Raw genomic sequence first — 16,343 nt, forward strand, 5'->3', positions numbered from 1 at the left:
CCGTGGCCGGGCGTCAGCGCCGCACCGCATCCAGGACCACCGGGTCGGAGCACCCGCGGACGAAGCCCGCGAGACGTCGCCGGATCTCGAAGCCGAGCACCCGCGCGCCGAGCCACTCGGCGATCGGTGCGAGCCAGACCGGTCGGCAGGAGAAGTTGTACTTCCACACGGCCAGCGTGCCGCCTGCCACGGCCGTGAACCGCCACCCGCCGCCGAGCTTCTCGAAGAACCACGGCCCCGTCTCCATCACCATCCCGACGTTGGTCGGCGGCGCATAGGAGACGTAGCTGCTCACCATGGCGAAGCCGAGGCGCTGCCGGGTGAAGGTGCGCACACCCTTGGCCGGAGCATCCGCCTCGTCCAGGAAATGCTGTTCGCTGATGAACGGATCCCAGCGTCGACGGATCGCTCCCGTCGTCTGCGAGACGGCGAAGGCCGTCGCCGGGTCCACCGGCACGACGGCTTCGGCGCTGACGACGGGCATCGGACGCCGGTGTCAGCGGGTCTGGAACGTGCGCTCCGGAGACCCCGTATACAGCTGCTGCGGGCGACCGATCTTCGTCTGCGGGTCGAGCTGCAGCTCGCGCCACTGCGCGAGCCAGCCCGGCAGCCGGCCGATCGCGAAGAGCACCGTGAACATCCGGGTCGGGAAGCCCATCGCCTTGTAGATGACGCCGGTGTAGAAGTCGACGTTCGGGTACAGACGGCGCTCGCGGAAGTAGTCGTCGGCGAGCGCGAGCTCCTCGAGCTCCTTCGCGAGGTCCAGCAGCGGGTCGGTGACGCCCAGCGAGGACAGCACCTCGTCCGCGGCCTCCTTGACGAGCTTGGCGCGCGGGTCGTAGTTCTTGTAGACCCGGTGCCCGAAGCCCATCAGCTTCACGCCCTCTTCCTTGTTCTTCACCCGCTCGACGAAGCGCGAGACGCTCTGACCGGAGTCGCGGATCTGGCCGAGCATCGTGAGGACGGCCTCGTTCGCCCCGCCGTGGAGCGGACCGGAGAGGGCCTGGATGCCCGCCGAGATCGACGCGAACTGGTTCGCGCCCGTGGAACCCACCAGGCGCACGGTCGAGGTCGACGCGTTCTGCTCGTGGTCCTCGTGGAGGATGAGGAGCAGCTCGAGAGCCTTGGACATGACCGGGTTGATCTCGTAGGGCTCCGAGAGCACGCCGAAGTTCAGCTTGAGGAAGTTCTCCACGAACCCGAGCGAGTTGTCCGGGTAGAGGAAGGCCTGGCCGACGCTCTTCTTGTGCGCGTACGCCGCGATCACCGGAAGCTTCGCGAGCATGCGGATCATGTTCAGCTCGACGTGCTCGGGATTGTGCGGGTCGGTCTGGCCCTCGTAGTAGGTCGAGAGCGCGGCGACGGCCGAGGACAGCACCGACATCGGGTGCGCGGTGTGCGGCAGGGCCGAGAAGAACCGCTTGAGGTCTTCGTGCAGCAGCGTGTGACGACGGATCTTCTCGTCGAACTCGGCGAGCTCGGAGGCCGACGGCAGCTCACCGTAGATGAGGAGCCAGGCGACCTCGAGGTAGCTCGTGGAGTTGGCCAGCTGCTCGATCGGGTACCCGCGGTAGCGCAGGATGCCCTTGTCTCCGTCGATGAAGGTGATGTCCGACTTGGTCGACGCGGTGTTGACGAATCCGTAGTCCAGACCGGTGTAGCCGGTCTGCCGGGTCAGGGTCGAGAAGTCGATGCTGTCGTGGCCTGCCGTGCCGCGCACCAGCGGGAATTCGGCGGTCGTGTCGCCGATCGTCAGCTTCGCCGTCTGGTCTGCCGCTGCGCTCACGCGGACCTCCTCCTGGTGTCCGACCCCCGCTCGTCGCGTCGGTGTCGGACAAGATCTTGATCAAGCCGGAACTGGCGATCTCACGGCGCTGAGGCACCAGGTCGGTACCCGACCGAATCGCCTTTACAGCCTAGTAGGCACGCAGGCCTACTGTGACATCCGCCAAACGGACGGCGGATTTGACGAGGGAATCTACAGCTTTCCTTCATTCAGGCGTCGCGCGGCCTCCAGGACGCGGTCGGTCGCCGCGGTCAGCGCCAGCCGCACGTGCTGCCCGGACGCCGTCCCGTAGAACGGACCAGGACCCGCGAGGATGCCGAGATCGGCGAGCCGCCCCATCGATTCCCAGGCATCCCGCCCCTCGGTCGCCCAGAGGTACAGCCCCGCCTCGGAGCCGTCGATGCGGAAGCCCGCGGCCTCCAGCGCCGGACGCAGCGCATCGCGGCGTTCACGGTAGAGCTCCTTCTGGACCGCGACATGCTCGTCGTCGCCGAGTGCCGTCGCCATGGCGTGCTGCACGGGCGCAGGCGGCATCAGCCCCAGATGCTTCCGGGCCGTGAGGAGATCGCCGACGATGTGGGCGCAGCCCGCGACGAAGGCGGCGCGATACCCGGCGAGGTTCGACTGCTTGCTGAGCGAGTACACGCTGAGCAGGTTCGACCGCCGTCCGCCCGTCACGCGCGGGTCGAGGATCGACGGGATGGGCTCGGTCGCCCACGGCCCGTCCCAGCCCAGCTCCGCGTAGCACTCGTCGCTCGCGAGCACCGCGCCGAGCTCACGCGCACGCCGAACCGCCGCGGCCAACTCGTCGACGGTCCAGGTGCGTCCGTCGGGGTTGCCCGGCGTGTTGATCCAGATGAGCTTCGCACCCTCGGGCCACTCGGCGGGGTCGTCCGCGGCGACCGGCTCGGCACCGACCACGCGGGCACCGACCTCGTAGGTCGGGTAGGCGACGCGCGGATGCACGACGATGTCGCCCGCGCCGAGCCCGAGCAGCGTGGGCAGCAGGGCGACCAGCTCCTTGGAGCCGATCGTCGGGAGCACGTTGTCGACCGTGAGGTCGGGCACGCCGCGCCGACGCGCGTACCAGGTGACGATGGCCTCGCGCAGCGAGGGCGTGCCGAGAGTCTGCGGGTACGCGTGCGCGTCGGTCGCCTCGGCCAGAGCCCGGCGGATGATCTCCGGCGTCGGATCGACGGGAGAGCCGACGGACAGGTCGACCAGACCACCCGGATGCTGCGCGGCGCGGTCGCGGAACGGCACCACGGCGTCCCACGGGTAGTCGGCGAGGTCGCGGACGCTCACAGGGGCGCCTACTCGCCCTGAGGCGGCAGAGCGGCGATGATCGGGTGGTCGAACGTGTACACGCCGACCTTCGCGGCGCCGCCGGGCGATCCGATCTCGTCGAAGAACTCGACGTTGGCCTTGTAGTAGTCCTGCCATTCGTCGGGCAGGTCGTCCTCGTAGTAGATCGCCTCGACCGGGCACACCGGCTCGCAGGCACCGCAGTCGACGCACTCGTCCGGATGGATGTACAGGGAGCGTTCACCCTCGTAGATGCAGTCAACGGGGCACTCGTCGATGCAGGCGCGATCCTTGACATCGACGCACGGGAGGGCGATCACATACGTCACTCCCCCAGTCTACGACTCGCGGGCGACCGCTTCCTCCGCAGCGGGGGTCTCCGTGCGCACGGGAAGCCGCGAGAGCGACGGCCAGGCGACCACGAGCAGCACGAGGCCGGCGACCAGATAGGTCCAGATCCGTCCCGCGAGCGAGTCGGCCACGACGACCGAACCGCCGGGTCCGACGCCGGAGATCAGCACGAGCATCCCGATCATGCCGAGGCCGGCGGCGACGGCGGCGCCCCGATCGTGGGTGAGCGCGCGGACCGCGATGAGGATCGCCGCACACGCGATCGCCCCGACGATCAGCCCGACCGGGATCGGTCCCCACATGAGGCTGTGCCCGATCGTCCCGGCGACACCGTAGACGCCGCCCACGAGGGCGGCAGCGACCCACGACAGGACTCTCGACACCCAGCTCACACGCACCCCTCGATCCTACCGGCGAGGCCTGTGGATCCGGAGTGGGGCCTCGGCTTCACGCCGCGAGACCGAAGAGCCGCAGGAGCGCCGCGACGAGCGCGGCCGTGACCACGACGACGAGGAACGACTGTCGCAGCCAGAGGAGACCGCCGGCGACCAGCAGCGCGGGCACGCGCGCATCCACCGTGATCGCCTGGCCGTCGCCGAGAGTCTGCACCGCCACGAGAGCGGCGAGCAGTGCGACCGTCAGCAGATCCGAGATGCGCGCGGGCCGCGGCGCTTCGAGCAGCTTCGGCGGGACGAGGTACCCGACCGCCTTCAGCGCGAGACAGATCAGCGCGGCGAGCAGGATCGCGCTCCACAGGCTCATACGCCCTCCTCCGCTCCGGAGTCCGCCACGGGTGTCTGCTGCGGCGGGCGTCCGAGCCAGTTGAACCAGCCGACGACGATGGCCACCAGGGCGGCGATGAGCACAGGCAGCCCCGGCATGAGGAACGGGGTGAGCGCTGCCGCCACGACGGCGGCCGCCACGCCGACGGCGATCGCCTGGCGCTGCTTCAGTCGCGGCCAGAGCAGCGCGAGGAAGGCGGCGGCCGCCGCCGCATCCAGCCCCCAGGTGCGGGGGTCGCCGAGCACGTCGCCGACGAGCGCGCCGACCAGCGTCGTGATGTTCCAGCCCACGAAGATGCCGATGCCGGTCACCCAGAAGCCGACCTGCCGCAGGCGCGGGACGGTCTGCGAGATCGCCACTGCCGTCGACTCGTCGATCGTGAAATGCGCAGCGGCGGCTCGCCGCACGGGTCCGCCTCCGACGAGGGGCGACATGCGCATCCCGTAGGCGACGTTGCGCACCCCGAGCAGCGCGGCGGAGGCGACGGCCGAGGGCAGCGCGGCCAACCCGCCGGCGGTGAAGACCCCGACGAACGCGAACTGCGATCCGCCCGTGAACATGAGCAGACTCAGCACGCAGGTCTGCCAGACATCGAGACCGGATGCCACGGCGAGCGCCCCGAACGAGATGCCGTAGGCGCTCGTCGCCAGCACGACGCCGAGAGCTTCCCGCCAGACCTCACGCTCGGCGGTCATCGCGCCGATCCCAGGCTCGTTCGATCTGGTGAACACATGCCTATCATTCTGAACACCGAAGAACGGATAGTCAAGCGAACGATCGTTTGACATGATGAACACATGGAGGATCTCCGCACCCGCATCTCCCGCACTCTCCGCCGCGAGCGCGAGACCGTCGGCCTCTCGGTCTCCGAGCTCGCGCGGCGCGCCGGCGTGTCCAAGGCGACCGTGTCCCAGCTCGAGAGCGGTGCGGGCAACCCCAGCGTCGAGACGCTGTGGGCTCTCGGCGTCGCACTCGGCGTCCCCTTCGCGGTGCTCGTCGACCAGCAGTCCAACGCGCCGACGCTGATCCGTGCCGACGATCTCGCCGGCGTACCTTCGTCCGCCGCGGCCTACAGCGCGACGCTGCTGTCCGCCAGCCCTCCGGGGGCCCGCCGCGACGTCTACCTGATCCAGGCCGAGCCCGGCGACCCGCGGCTCTCCGACCCGCATCACGCCGGGACCATCGAGCACGTCATCCTGATCGCCGGACAGGCACAGGTCGGGCCGGTGACGGAGCCGATTCTGCTGAACCCCGGCGACTACCTGACGTACGCCGGCGACGCGCCGCACATCTTCGAGGCGACGGCATCCGGCACGAGCGCCGTGCTCATCTCCGAGCTGCGCTGATCGTCGCCTGCTCCCCACTCACTCGGCGCCGCCCGCGGGCGAGGGATCGGGGATCTCGTGCGGCCGGTACTGCGGCAGCCGCGACGCCGGGAGGATCGCGAGAGCGCTGATCCCGGCCAGCAGGAGCAGGCCGAGCTTGAGCGTCCCCAGGCGCGCCTCCTCGTTGACGACCACGGCCGCATCGACCTGCTCCGGCGTCGCATCCGTCGCTTCGAGCGCGGTCCGGAGATCGTCGTTGCTGACGAAGTTGAGGTTGTCCATGTCGACCTGGGCCACCAGCGCCGGCGGAAGCTCCGGATGCTCGACGACCGCGCGTCCGATGCTGAGACCGAGCAGCGACACCAGCAGGGCCCCGGCCAGCGCGGTTCCGACCGCCGAGGCGAGGTTCTGCGTGGTGCCGCGCAACGAGCCCACATCGCCCGCCAGCTCAGCGGGAGCCGCCGTCACCAGCACGTTGAACACCAGGGTCACGAGCGCTCCCTGGCCGATGCCGAACACGATGAGGCCGAGGATGGTCGGCAGCGTCTCCCAGTTGTTGCTCACGACGAACGAGAGCCAGACCAGAGCCGCCGTGGTGAGGATGAAGCCGAAGACGCCGATCGTGCGCGGCGGGAACCGCCTGTAGAACCGCACCACGAGCGTCGCCGTGATGAAGACGGTGAGGTTGAACGGCATCATGGCGATCGAGGTGTCGAACGGCGTGCGCCCCTGCACGATCTGGATGTAGAGCGGGATCGTGAAGTTCACGCACGCTTCCAGGGCCACGACGATGAACATCGCGTACACCGCGGCACGCTCCCGCGAAGAGCCGAGCACGCTCAGGTCGATCAGCGGGACCTTGCCCTCCGCCATCCGCTTCCTCGTCCACAGGAAGAAGCCCTGTCCGAGCACGAGACCGACGACGACGAAGACCGGAGCCGGCGAGAGCCCGACGATGCTGAAGGGTGCCGCGTCCGTCGCCGCGACCGCACCCCACGCGTTCAGGTTGTTGAACCCCAGCGTGAGCAGCACGATCGCCGCGCCGATCAGCAGCGAGGCGATCAGGTCGATGCGGATCGAGGCGTCGCCGCGGTCGCCACGCAGCGTGAAGCTGAGCGCGAAGACCAGCACGGCGATCCCGAGCACGATGAAGAACATGGGCCGCCACCCGACGAGGGTTCCCAGCGTGCCGCCGATCAGGAAGGCGCTGACGCCGGAGATCGCCCGCGCCGAGCCGATGGCGCCGATCGCGGTCGCCTGCTGCGCCCCGCGGTAGTTCTCGGCGATGAGGGCGACGATCGACGGCACGATGATCGCCGCAGCGGCCCCCGCGACCGCCTGACCCGCGATCGCCCATCCCACGGTCGGCGCGACCAGCATCATGATCGAGGATGCCGCGAACAGCGCGATCACGATCCGGAAGATGAGGACCCAGCCGATGCGCTGGCCGAGCTTCGCGCCCGTCATCACCAGTGCGGCCACCGCCAGGCCGTACATCACGATGGTCGTGCTCGCGACGGTCGGAGGCACCCCGAAGTCGCTCACCATCCCGCCGAGCGAGATCGGCAGTGCGGCCACGTTGAACGACATCAGCACCTGCGCGAGGAACAGGCTGACCATCGGCAGCCAGGAGGTCTTGGTCTCGGGCTGCTCTGTCTGCGTCATGGCTTCTCCTGCTCGGGGGATCGAGGAACAGCGGCGGAATGCTCCGGCGCGGGAGCCGAGGCGAAGAGGTTCAGACCGAGCGCTCGCGACAGGTAGCCGATCGCCATCTGCGCTCTCACGGAGTTGCCGGCATCGTCGAGTCGCGGCGAGAATCCGGCCACCGCGCCCTTGCCGGGTGCGACGGCCACGATCCCGCCGGCGACGCCGGACTTCGCCGGAAGCCCGATCTCGAAGAGCCAGTCCCCCGAGCGCTCGTAGAGCCCGCTCGACGCGACCACGGCGAGCGTGTCCCGGCACACCTCCGCCGAGACCACGCGCTCCCCCGTCACCGGGTTCACGCCGCCGTCGGCCAGCGTCGCCCCCATCACGGCGAGGTCGTGGGCGGTGACGCCGAGCGCGCACTGACGCGTGTAGACGTCGACGACCTCGTCGGGATCGCCGCTGAGCCGGCCGTAGCTGCGCAGCAGCCACCCGAGGGCGCGGTTGCGCTCGTTCGTCGCGGCCTCGGAGGCGTACACGACGCCGTCCAGGCTCAGCGAGCGCCCCGCGAAGGCCGAGAGCCCCTCGCGGACGCGCTCCCACTGCTCGGCCGTCGTCGATCCGGGCATCAGCGCGGTCGTCGCGATCGCCCCGGCGTTGACCATGGGATTCATCGGATGCCCGTCGTTGAGCTCGAGCGCGACGACGGAGTTGAAGGCGAGCCCCGTGTTGTTCACCCCGACGATGTCGCGCACACGCTCATGCCCGTGCTCCTGGATCGCCAGGGCATAGACGAACATCTTCGAGATCGACTGGATCGAGAACGGATGCAGCGCGTCGCCGGCGTCGTGGAGACCGCCGCCCACCTCGATGACCGCGAGGCCGAAGAGATCGGGGTCGGCCTCCGCGAGCACCGGGATGTAGTCGGCGACGCGTCCGCCGTGCTCACCGGAGAACCGGGAGTGCGCCTCTCGGACGATGTCCTCGACGCGGTCCCAGCCGGGCAGCGTGCCGGTGGACACCTGTTGCGGGACGTCGAGCCAGGCGGCGGGGTCGAGCACGTGTCCTCCTCGGATCGGAGACGTCCCCAGCCGTCAGTCACACCGTAGCGTTCGTGGGGCCCTCCGACCAGAGGATCAGTACCAGTTCGTGGCCTGCGAGTGCCCCCAGGCGCTGCACGGAGTGCCGTAGACGGACGAGATGTAGCCGAGACCCCAGGCGATCTGGGTCGTCGCGTTCGTCTCCCAGTCGCTGCCCTCCGACGCCATCTTGCTGCCGGGAAGGGCCTGCGGGATGCCCGTCGCGCCGCTGGGGTTGTACGCCTGGTAGTTCCAGCCGGACTCCTTGTTCCAGAGCGACTCCAGGCAGGAGAACTGGTCGCCTCCCCAGCCGTAGCGGCTCGACATCATCTGCTGCGCCGTGGCCTTCGCACCCTCGACCGTGTTCGCGGAGGCGAGAGCCGCGGCGGCGGCCTCTGCTTCGGCGGCGGCCGCGGCGGCGGCGTCATCCGCGGCCTTCTTCTCCTGCGCAGCGGTGAAGGCGCCCTGCAGCGCCACGGTCGCCGTGGCGAGCGCCTTCGTCTCGGCTTCCACCTCGCCCGCGAGGACCGTGACGACCAGGGGCGACATCGCGTCGCGGTCCTCGAGCGCGTCGATGTCGTCCTGCAGCTCCGACACGTCGACGGGCGGGGCGGCGCTCACGTCGAGACCCGAGGCGGTCACGTCGTACGTCAGGGCCTGCGCGCTGAGCACGGCATCCTTCGCATCGACCAGCGGCACCGCCGCGTCGTCCGCGACCTTCGCGTGGGGCTCGGTGCCGGCGACCAGCTGCGCGACGGCGGCAGTCGCGTCCGGCATCTCGGCGCCGGCGGCCGGGGCAGACACGATGCCGGCGGTGAGGGTGATGCCGAGGAGAGCGGCGGCGGCGGTCCCGAGGATCATCATCGGACGGCGGGCCGTGGCGCGGGCGGATGCCGCGGCGGAGGCGCGCCGAAGCGCACGGGTTTCATGGAGCATGGTTCGACTTTCGGGTCGTCGTACGCCCAATACAGGAGACTCATCGGGAGCTCGTCCCAGGCGCAAGTGTTCGAGCCTGCCATGCCTTCCTGAACGAAAATTGTGCCTCATCTGGGATTTACATGAGAAGAGGGCCCCGCACGCGCCTTTCGGCGGTGCGAGGCCCTCTGCAGAGCACTCTCGAACGAGGGTCAGGCGTTCGCGTCCTGACGCTTGATGCGGGCGGTCTCGCGAGCACGGGTGTTCTGATCCAGGTTCACCTTGCGGATGCGAACGACCTCCGGCGTCACCTCGACGCACTCGTCGTCACGGGCGAACTCGAGGCTCTCCTCGAGCGTCAGCTGACGCGGCGGAGTCATCGACTCGAACGTGTCGGAGCTCGCTGCACGCATGTTGGTGAGCTTCTTCTCCTTGGTGATGTTCACGTCCATGTCGTCGGCGCGCGAGTTCTCGCCGATGACCATGCCCTCGTAGACCTCCTGCGTGGGCTGCACGAAGAACGACATGCGCTCCTGCAGGGCGATCATCGCGAACGGGGTCACGACGCCCTGGCGGTCGGCGACGATCGAGCCGTTCTGGCGCGTGGTGATGTGTCCGGCCCACGGCTCGTAGCCGTGCGAGATCGCGTTGGCGATGCCGGTGCCACGGGTCGTGGTGAGGAACTCGCTGCGGAAGCCGATGAGGCCGCGCGACGGGACGATGAACTCCATGCGCACCCAGCCGGTGCCGTGGTTCGTCATGTTCTCCATGCGACCCTTGCGGCCGGCGAGCAGCTGCGTGATCGCGCCGAGGTGCTCCTCGGGCGTGTCGATCGTGAGGTGCTCGAACGGCTCGTGCGTCTTGCCGTCGATCTGCTTCGTGACGACCTGGGGCTTGCCCACCGTGAGCTCGAAGCCCTCGCGGCGCATGTTCTCGACGAGGATCGCGAGCGCGAGTTCGCCGCGTCCCTGCACCTCCCACGCGTCGGGGCGGCCGATGTCGACGACCTTGAGCGAGACGTTGCCGATGAGCTCGCGGTCGAGACGGTCCTTGACCATGCGGGCGGTCAGCTTGTGGCCCTTGACCTTGCCCATGAGGGGCGAGGTGTTCGTGCCGATCGTCATCGAGATGGCGGGGTCGTCGACCGTGATCGCCGGAAGCGGGCGGACGTCCTCGGGGTCGGCGATCGTCTCGCCGATCGTGATGTCCTCGAAGCCTGCGATGGCGACGATGTCACCGGGGGCCGCCGACTCCGCGGGGTAGCGCTCGAGGGCGCGGGTCTTCAGGAGCTCGGTGATGCGGGCGTTGCTGGTCGAGCCGTCGGCACGGACCCAGGCGACCGTCTGCCCCTTCTTGAGCGTGCCGTTGAAGACGCGGAGGAGAGCGAGGCGACCGAGGAACGGGCTCGAGTCGAGGTTCGTGACCCAGGCCTGCAGCGGGGCCTCGTCGTCGTAGGACGGCGCCGGGATGTGCTCGAGGATGGCGCCGAAGAGCGGCTCCAGGTTCTCGTTGTCCGGCAGCGTGCCGTTCTCGGGGCGGTTCAGCGATGCGGCACCGGCGCGGCCGGAGGCGTACACGATCGGCACGTCGAGCAGCGCGTCGACGTCGAGATCCGGCACGTCGTCGACGAGGTCGGACGCGAGACCCAGGAGCAGGTCGTGGGCCTCCTCCTCGACCTCGGCGATGCGCGCGTCGGGACGGTCGGTCTTGTTGACCAGCAGGATGACGGGCAGCTTCGCCTCGAGCGCCTTGCGGAGCACGAAGCGGGTCTGCGGGAGCGGGCCCTCGCTGGCGTCGACGAGCAGCACGACGCCGTCGACCATGGAGAGGCCGCGCTCGACCTCTCCGCCGAAGTCGGCGTGACCGGGGGTGTCGATGACGTTGATCGTCACCTCGCCGTCGGTGGCGTGCACGCCCTTGTAGGTGATCGCCGTGTTCTTGGCGAGGATCGTGATGCCCTTCTCACGCTCGAGGTCGTTCGAGTCCATGGCGCGTTCGTCCACGTGGGCGTGTTCGCCGAAGGAGCCCGTCTGACGCAGCATGGCGTCGACGAGAGTGGTCTTGCCGTGGTCGACGTGCGCGACGATTGCGACGTTGCGGAGGTCAGAGCGGAGGGCGTGCGCCATGCAGAAGTCCTAAAGAGGTGTGGGATTGCGCCGGGAAGCCGACGTTCCAGGATAACGCAAGCTGAGGGTCTGTTCCTGAGCGGACGTCGTAGCATCGGGATCGTGACTTCCCGACCTGTCCCGGACCCCCTCCCCTGGGACCCTCCTGCACCCTCCCGCGGCCGGATCGGGTGGGAGATCGCGATCGTGCTCGCGCTGGGCCTCGGTCAGTCCGCCGTGTACGCGATCGTGCAGCTCGCCTACCGGCTCACGGATGAGACGCCGCTGGCGGATCAGACCGCGACGCTCAACCCGTCGCGCAGCGACCGCGAGCTCTTCGATCTCATCTATCAGGTGCTGTCGATCGGATTCTCGCTCGTGCCGGTGCTGCTGGTGTGCTTCCTCCTCTGGCAGTCGCGCCGTCCGCACCTGGGCAGGCTGGGGCTGGACGGCACGAGGGTCGCAGCGGATGCCGGGCGCGGCATGCTGCTCGTCCTCGCCATCGGCATCCCCGGTCTGGCGCTCTACATCGCCGGACGCGCCTCGGGGCTCTTCGTTGCGGTGAATCCGGCGGGACTCGACGCGTACTGGTGGACTGTCCCCGTCCTGCTGCTCGCCGCCGCGCGGGCGTCGCTGCAGGAGGAGTTCGTCGTGCTCGGGTATCTCTTCGCGCGCCTCCGGCAGCTCGGATGGAGTCCGTGGACCATCATCGTCTCCACCTCGGTGCTGCGTGCGAGCTACCACCTGTACCAGGGGCCCGGCGCGTTCATCGGGAATCTGGCGATGGGGCTGCTGTTCGGCTGGCTCTTCCAGCGCAGCGGTCGTCTGCTGCCGTTCCTCGTCGCGCACTTCCTGATCGACGCGACCGTGTTCGTCGGCTATCCCTGGGCGGCGGCGACCTGGCCGGAGCTCTTCGGACTGCCGAGCTGAGACGGGGTCAGCCGGCGTTCGCGATGAACACGGCCACCGCGGCCCAGACCAGGATGACGGCCAGGGCGAGGAGAGCGGGACGATCCCAGCTCCGCCGGATGGGAGCATCGGCGGCGGGATCGGACGCCTCCCAGCGATCGCGGATGTCGGTCAGATCGCGCAGGCTGGTCGGGGCTTTGCGCTCCTCGTCCTGCCGACCCGCGGCGCGCCGCTGCCGCGCCCTGGCCGGCCCGCCGTAGCACGTGACGTCGCTGCCGTCATCGAGCGAGAAGACGAGCTGCCAGCGCAGATCGATGTCACGCACACGACGCCACCCGAAGGTCGTGCGTCGCAGCATGTTCTGCACGGTCGCCTCCGCGTCGTCAATGCGGACGAACGAGACGAAGGCGACCTCGTACACGACCCACAGCCCGAGGAGGATCCACGGTGCGAGCAGCAGCGCCTGCCCCCACCCCGCGCGCACGACGGCATCGCCGAGCAGGAACAGCGCGAGCAGCGAGCAGAGGACGAGGAAGACCGGACCGGAGGCCGCACGGAAAGTCCGTGCGGCCCCCGATCCTGGATCGGTCGGCACGTTCAGCGCCCGCCGAGCGGGATCGACGCCCCGGGGATCGCCTTGAGGAGCCGGTCGGTGTACTCCTGCTGGGGGTTGGCGAAGATCTCGTCGACAGTCCCCTGCTCGACGACCTTCCCCTTCTCCATGACGCAGACGAGGTCGCTCGACACGCGCACGACAGCGAGGTCGTGCGTGATGAACAGGTACGTCAGGTTCAGCTCCGACTGCAGCTCGGCGAGCAGCTTCAGGATCTGATCCTGCACCAGCACGTCGAGCGCCGAGACGGCCTCGTCGAGCACGACGATGTCCGGCTTGAGCGCGAGCGCCCGGGCGATCGCGACGCGCTGCCGCTGTCCGCCGGAGAGCTCGTTCGCGTATCGGGTCGCGAGCGTCCTCGGCAGCGCCACCTGGTCGAGAAGCTCCTCGACGCGTTCGCGCTGCGAAGCCCGATCCCCCACACCGTGGATCTGGAGCGGCTCGGAGATCGTGTTCCCGATGTTGCGCAGCGGGTCCAGCGATCCATACGGATCCTGGAACACGGGCTGCATGCGGCGGCGCAGCCCGAACGCCTGCGCGTTCGAGAGCTTCGACACATCCTGACCGTCGATCTCGATGGTGCCGCTCGTGGGCTCCTCGAGCTTGAGCACCATCTTGGCGACCGTCGACTTGCCGGAACCCGACTCGCCGACGAGGGCGAGCGTCTTCCCGCGCGGGATGTCGAAGGAGACGTCGTCGACCGCACGGAACGCCTCGCTGCGGAAGTTCCCCTGACGGATCTTGTAGTCCTTCGTGAGTCCCGCCACCCGTACGGTCGGCGGGATGTCCGCGAGGTCCTCGAGCGTCTCGATGCCGCGGTCCTCGACGACGGCCTGGATGCGCTGCGAGGCGACGCTCGGGGCTGCACCCACGAGTCGCTGCGTGTACGGATGCTGCGGATTCTCGAGGATCTGCCTGCTCGGGCCGGCCTCGACGATGTTGCCGTTGCTCATCACGATGATCTTCTCGGCGCGCTCGGCCGCGAGGCCGAGGTCGTGAGTGATGAGGAGCACCGAGGTGCCCTTGTCACGCGTGAGCGTCGCCATGTGATCGAGGATGACCCGCTGCACCGTCACGTCGAGCGCCGAGGTCGGCTCGTCGGCGATCAGGAGCTTCGGGTCGGCGGCCAGTCCGATGCCGATCAGCGCACGCTGGCGCATGCCGCCGGAGAACTGGTGCGGGAACTGGTGCAGGCGTCGCTCGGCGTCGCCGAGTCCTGCCTGCTGCAGCACCTCGATCGCCCGCGCCTTCACATCCGCCTTGCCACGGGCGATCCCGTTCGCGCGGATCGCCTCCTTGACCTGGAAGCCGATGCTCCACACCGGGTTGAGGTTCGACATCGGATCCTGCGGGACGAAGCCGATCTCGCGGCCGCGGACGGTCTCGATCTCGTGGCGCCCGAGCGTGGTGAGCTCGCGGCCGTCGAGGGTGATCGATCCGCCCGTGATCGTTCCGGTGCCGGGAAGCAGGTTCACGATGGCACTGGCGGTCGTGGACTTGCCCGAGCCGGACTCGCCCACGATGGCGACGGTCTCGCCGGGGAAGATGTCGAAGCTCGCGCCGTGCAGGACCTCGCGGAGACCCTCCTGTGTGCGGAACGCGACCTTGAGGTCGCGCACGCTCAGCAGCGGCACCTGTTCGGGAGTGCGCTCGCTCATCGGCGTGCCCTCGCTCTCGGATCGATGGCGTCTCGGATGAGCTCGCCCAGGGTCACGAACGCGAGCACGGCGAGCGTGAGCGCGATCGACGGATAGATGAGCGCCATCGGCGCCACCCGGAGCGACGACTGTGCCGCGCTGATGTCATTTCCCCACGACATGGTGTCGCTTCCCAGGCCGACGCCGAGGAACGACAGGGTCGCCTCGGCGACGATCGATGCCGCGAGCGACAGCGTCGAGACGACGAGCAGCGGCGCCAGGGCGTTCGGGATGACGTGTCCGACGAGCGTGCCGAACTTGGAGCGTCCGAGCGCACGAGAGGCGACCACGAAGTCCGCCTGACGGACCCGGAGGACCTCCGCACGCACGACACGCGCGGTGGACGCCCAGGCGAAACCACCGATCGCGAACGCGAGGACCGGAACGGAGCGGTACTGCGAGAAGACCGTCATGACGACCACGGCGGCGAGGATGTAGGGAATCGCGAAGAAGATGTCGCCGATGCGCGACAGCAGCGAGTCCAGCCATCCGCCGTAGAAGCCGGCGAGCGCACCCATGATGAGGCCGACGATCGAGCCGATCGCCGTGGCCAGCAGACCGACGGCGAGCGAGGTCTGCGCGCCCCAGACGATGCGGGCGTAGATGTCGCAGCCCTGGAACGTGAATCCGAGCGGATGCCCGTCCGTCGGTCCGGCATTGCTGTTGCCCAGTTCGCACCCGCTGTTCGGCGGGGTCGATGTGAACAGCGTCGGCCAGAGCGCCATCACCAGGAAGAAGAGTGCGAGCACGACCGAGAACCAGAACAGCGGACGCCGCCGGAGGTCGGTCCACGCATCGCGCCACAGGTTGCGCGGCTTCTCCGCGATGCGCACGGCGTCGACGGAGATGCTCTCCGTCTCGACGGGCGCGACGAAGTGATTCTGCGAGTTGGGGTCATGCATAGCGGATCCTTGGGTCGAGCAGACCGTAGAGCAGGTCGATGACGAGGTTGACCAGGACGTACAGGATCACGAACACCGTGACGAAGGAGACCACGGTGGGGCCCTCGTTGCGGATCGCGGCCTGGTACAGCGTGTTGCCGACGCCGGGGACGTTGAAGATCCCCTCGGTCACGGTCGCTCCGACCAGCAGCACACCGAAGTTGGTGGCCGAGTTGGTGATCACGGGGATCAGCGAGTTGCGCAGCACGTGCACCGGGATCACCCGACTGCGCGAGAGCCCCTTGCTGTAGGCGGTGCGCACCCAGTCCTGGTTGAGCGTGTCGATCACGGAGCTCCGCATCAGACGCATGCTGACCGCGAACAGACTGAAGCCGAGCACGATCGCCGGCAGCCACAGGCCGCCCCAGTCGTTGTCGGAGCCCACTGTGGGTTTGAACCAGCCGAGCTGGATCGCCAGGAAGTACTGCGCGAGGAACGCGACCACGAAGATCGGGATGGCGATGGCGACGAGGGCGATGCCGAGCATCGCGTGATCGAAGACCTTGCCCTTGCGCAGCGCCGAGATCGTGCCGATGACGATCGCGAGCGTGAACTCGATGGCGATCGCCATGACCGCCAGGCGCCCTGTGACCGGGAGGGTCTCTGCGAGGACCTCCGAGACCGGACGGCCGGAGAACGTGTTTCCGAGGTCGCCCTGGAACACACCGGTGATGTAGTACCAGTACTGCACGATGAACGGATCGTTCAGGTGGTACTGCTCACGCAGCTGCTCCACGACCGCAGGGTTCGGGGTGCGGTCGCCGAACAGGGCGAGGATCGGATCGCCGGGCATGGCGAACACGAGGAAGTAGATGAGCAGGGTGGCTCCGAAGAAAACCGGAATCACCTGCAGAAGACGTCTGAGGATGTAGCCGAACATCTGTGGTCCC

Annotated in this window: 17 protein-coding genes; 2 read left to right on the forward strand and 15 right to left on the reverse strand. The window is 68.8% G+C overall.

Translation table 11 applies throughout. The features are described 5' to 3' along the window. Positions 1–13: 13 nt before the first annotated feature. The 7 genes from MRBLWH11_RS18050 to MRBLWH11_RS18080 all read right to left on the reverse strand — a co-directional run bounded on the left by MRBLWH11_RS18050 (position 14) and on the right by MRBLWH11_RS18080 (position 4,920). Complete coding sequence (locus MRBLWH11_RS18050; RefSeq protein WP_116636562.1) at positions 14–484, reverse strand: SRPBCC family protein; 471 nt, start codon at positions 482–484, stop codon at positions 14–16. Positions 485–496: 12 nt separating this feature from the next. Next, positions 497–1,786, reverse strand: a complete 1,290-nt coding sequence (locus tag MRBLWH11_RS18055; protein WP_116636563.1) for a citrate synthase — start codon at positions 1,784–1,786, stop codon at positions 497–499. Between the two features lie 192 nt (positions 1,787–1,978). Continuing rightward, complete coding sequence (gene dapC, locus MRBLWH11_RS18060) at positions 1,979–3,091, reverse strand: succinyldiaminopimelate transaminase (RefSeq protein ID WP_341945812.1); 1,113 nt, start codon at positions 3,089–3,091, stop codon at positions 1,979–1,981. Between the two features lie 8 nt (positions 3,092–3,099). Continuing rightward, entirely contained in the window at positions 3,100–3,420 is a 321-nt protein-coding gene (gene fdxA, locus MRBLWH11_RS18065; RefSeq protein ID WP_046013877.1) for a ferredoxin, read from the reverse strand. Between the two features lie 9 nt (positions 3,421–3,429). After that, positions 3,430–3,840 (reverse strand): histidinol dehydrogenase, encoded by a 411-nt coding sequence (locus tag MRBLWH11_RS18070; protein ID WP_341945813.1) that lies wholly within the window; start codon positions 3,838–3,840, stop codon positions 3,430–3,432. Between the two features lie 49 nt (positions 3,841–3,889). Further along, complete coding sequence (locus MRBLWH11_RS18075) at positions 3,890–4,204, reverse strand: AzlD domain-containing protein (protein WP_341945814.1); 315 nt, start codon at positions 4,202–4,204, stop codon at positions 3,890–3,892. Next, on the reverse strand, positions 4,201–4,920 hold the full coding sequence (locus MRBLWH11_RS18080; protein ID WP_341945815.1) for an AzlC family ABC transporter permease: 720 nt from the start codon (positions 4,918–4,920) through the stop codon (positions 4,201–4,203). Before MRBLWH11_RS18080 ends, MRBLWH11_RS18075 begins: the two co-directional genes overlap by 4 nt. Positions 4,921–5,022: 102 nt before the next feature. Here MRBLWH11_RS18080 and MRBLWH11_RS18085 point away from each other — a divergent pair, with 102 nt between their 5' ends. Continuing rightward, entirely contained in the window at positions 5,023–5,571 is a 549-nt protein-coding gene (locus MRBLWH11_RS18085; protein WP_116636567.1) for an XRE family transcriptional regulator, read from the forward strand. Between the two features lie 18 nt (positions 5,572–5,589). On the opposite strand, the gene MRBLWH11_RS18090 is transcribed toward MRBLWH11_RS18085, so the two are convergent. The 4 genes from MRBLWH11_RS18090 to typA form a co-directional block, all read right to left on the reverse strand. Further along, positions 5,590–7,215 (reverse strand): MFS transporter, encoded by a 1,626-nt coding sequence (locus MRBLWH11_RS18090; RefSeq protein WP_341945816.1) that lies wholly within the window; start codon positions 7,213–7,215, stop codon positions 5,590–5,592. Next, positions 7,212–8,255, reverse strand: coding sequence for a glutaminase A (glsA, locus tag MRBLWH11_RS18095; RefSeq protein WP_341945817.1), 1,044 nt, complete (start codon positions 8,253–8,255; stop codon positions 7,212–7,214). The genes MRBLWH11_RS18090 and glsA overlap by 4 nt, the downstream gene beginning before the upstream one ends. A 75-nt stretch (positions 8,256–8,330) precedes the next feature. Beyond that, on the reverse strand, positions 8,331–9,209 hold the full coding sequence (locus tag MRBLWH11_RS18100) for a phospholipase (RefSeq protein ID WP_341945818.1): 879 nt from the start codon (positions 9,207–9,209) through the stop codon (positions 8,331–8,333). 191 nt (positions 9,210–9,400) lie between these two features. Beyond that, entirely contained in the window at positions 9,401–11,314 is a 1,914-nt protein-coding gene (gene typA, locus MRBLWH11_RS18105) for a translational GTPase TypA (protein WP_116636571.1), read from the reverse strand. Positions 11,315–11,416: 102 nt separating this feature from the next. Between typA and MRBLWH11_RS18110 the strand changes: the two genes are divergently transcribed. Next, positions 11,417–12,223, forward strand: coding sequence for a type II CAAX endopeptidase family protein (locus MRBLWH11_RS18110; protein WP_341945819.1), 807 nt, complete (start codon positions 11,417–11,419; stop codon positions 12,221–12,223). Between the two features lie 7 nt (positions 12,224–12,230). Here MRBLWH11_RS18110 and MRBLWH11_RS18115 read toward each other — a convergent pair whose 3' ends face one another. The 4 genes from MRBLWH11_RS18115 to MRBLWH11_RS18130 are packed head-to-tail and all read right to left on the reverse strand — an operon-like array spanning position 12,231 to position 16,333. Beyond that, a complete protein-coding gene (locus MRBLWH11_RS18115) occupies positions 12,231–12,797 on the reverse strand; it encodes a PH domain-containing protein (RefSeq protein WP_341945820.1) in 567 nt (188 codons plus the stop codon). A 2-nt stretch (positions 12,798–12,799) separates the two neighbouring features. Then, complete coding sequence (locus MRBLWH11_RS18120) at positions 12,800–14,473, reverse strand: ABC transporter ATP-binding protein (RefSeq protein WP_116636574.1); 1,674 nt, start codon at positions 14,471–14,473, stop codon at positions 12,800–12,802. Further along, complete coding sequence (locus tag MRBLWH11_RS18125; protein ID WP_116636575.1) at positions 14,470–15,414, reverse strand: ABC transporter permease; 945 nt, start codon at positions 15,412–15,414, stop codon at positions 14,470–14,472. The genes MRBLWH11_RS18120 and MRBLWH11_RS18125 overlap by 4 nt, the downstream gene beginning before the upstream one ends. Beyond that, positions 15,407–16,333 carry an ABC transporter permease gene (locus MRBLWH11_RS18130; protein WP_341945821.1) on the reverse strand — a complete coding sequence of 309 codons (927 nt, stop codon included), beginning with the start codon at positions 16,331–16,333 and terminating at the stop codon, positions 15,407–15,409. The genes MRBLWH11_RS18125 and MRBLWH11_RS18130 overlap by 8 nt, the downstream gene beginning before the upstream one ends. Positions 16,334–16,343 lie beyond the last annotated feature (10 nt).

The organism is Microbacterium sp. LWH11-1.2, assembly GCF_038397745.1.
GTDB lineage: Bacteria > Actinomycetota > Actinomycetes > Actinomycetales > Microbacteriaceae > Microbacterium.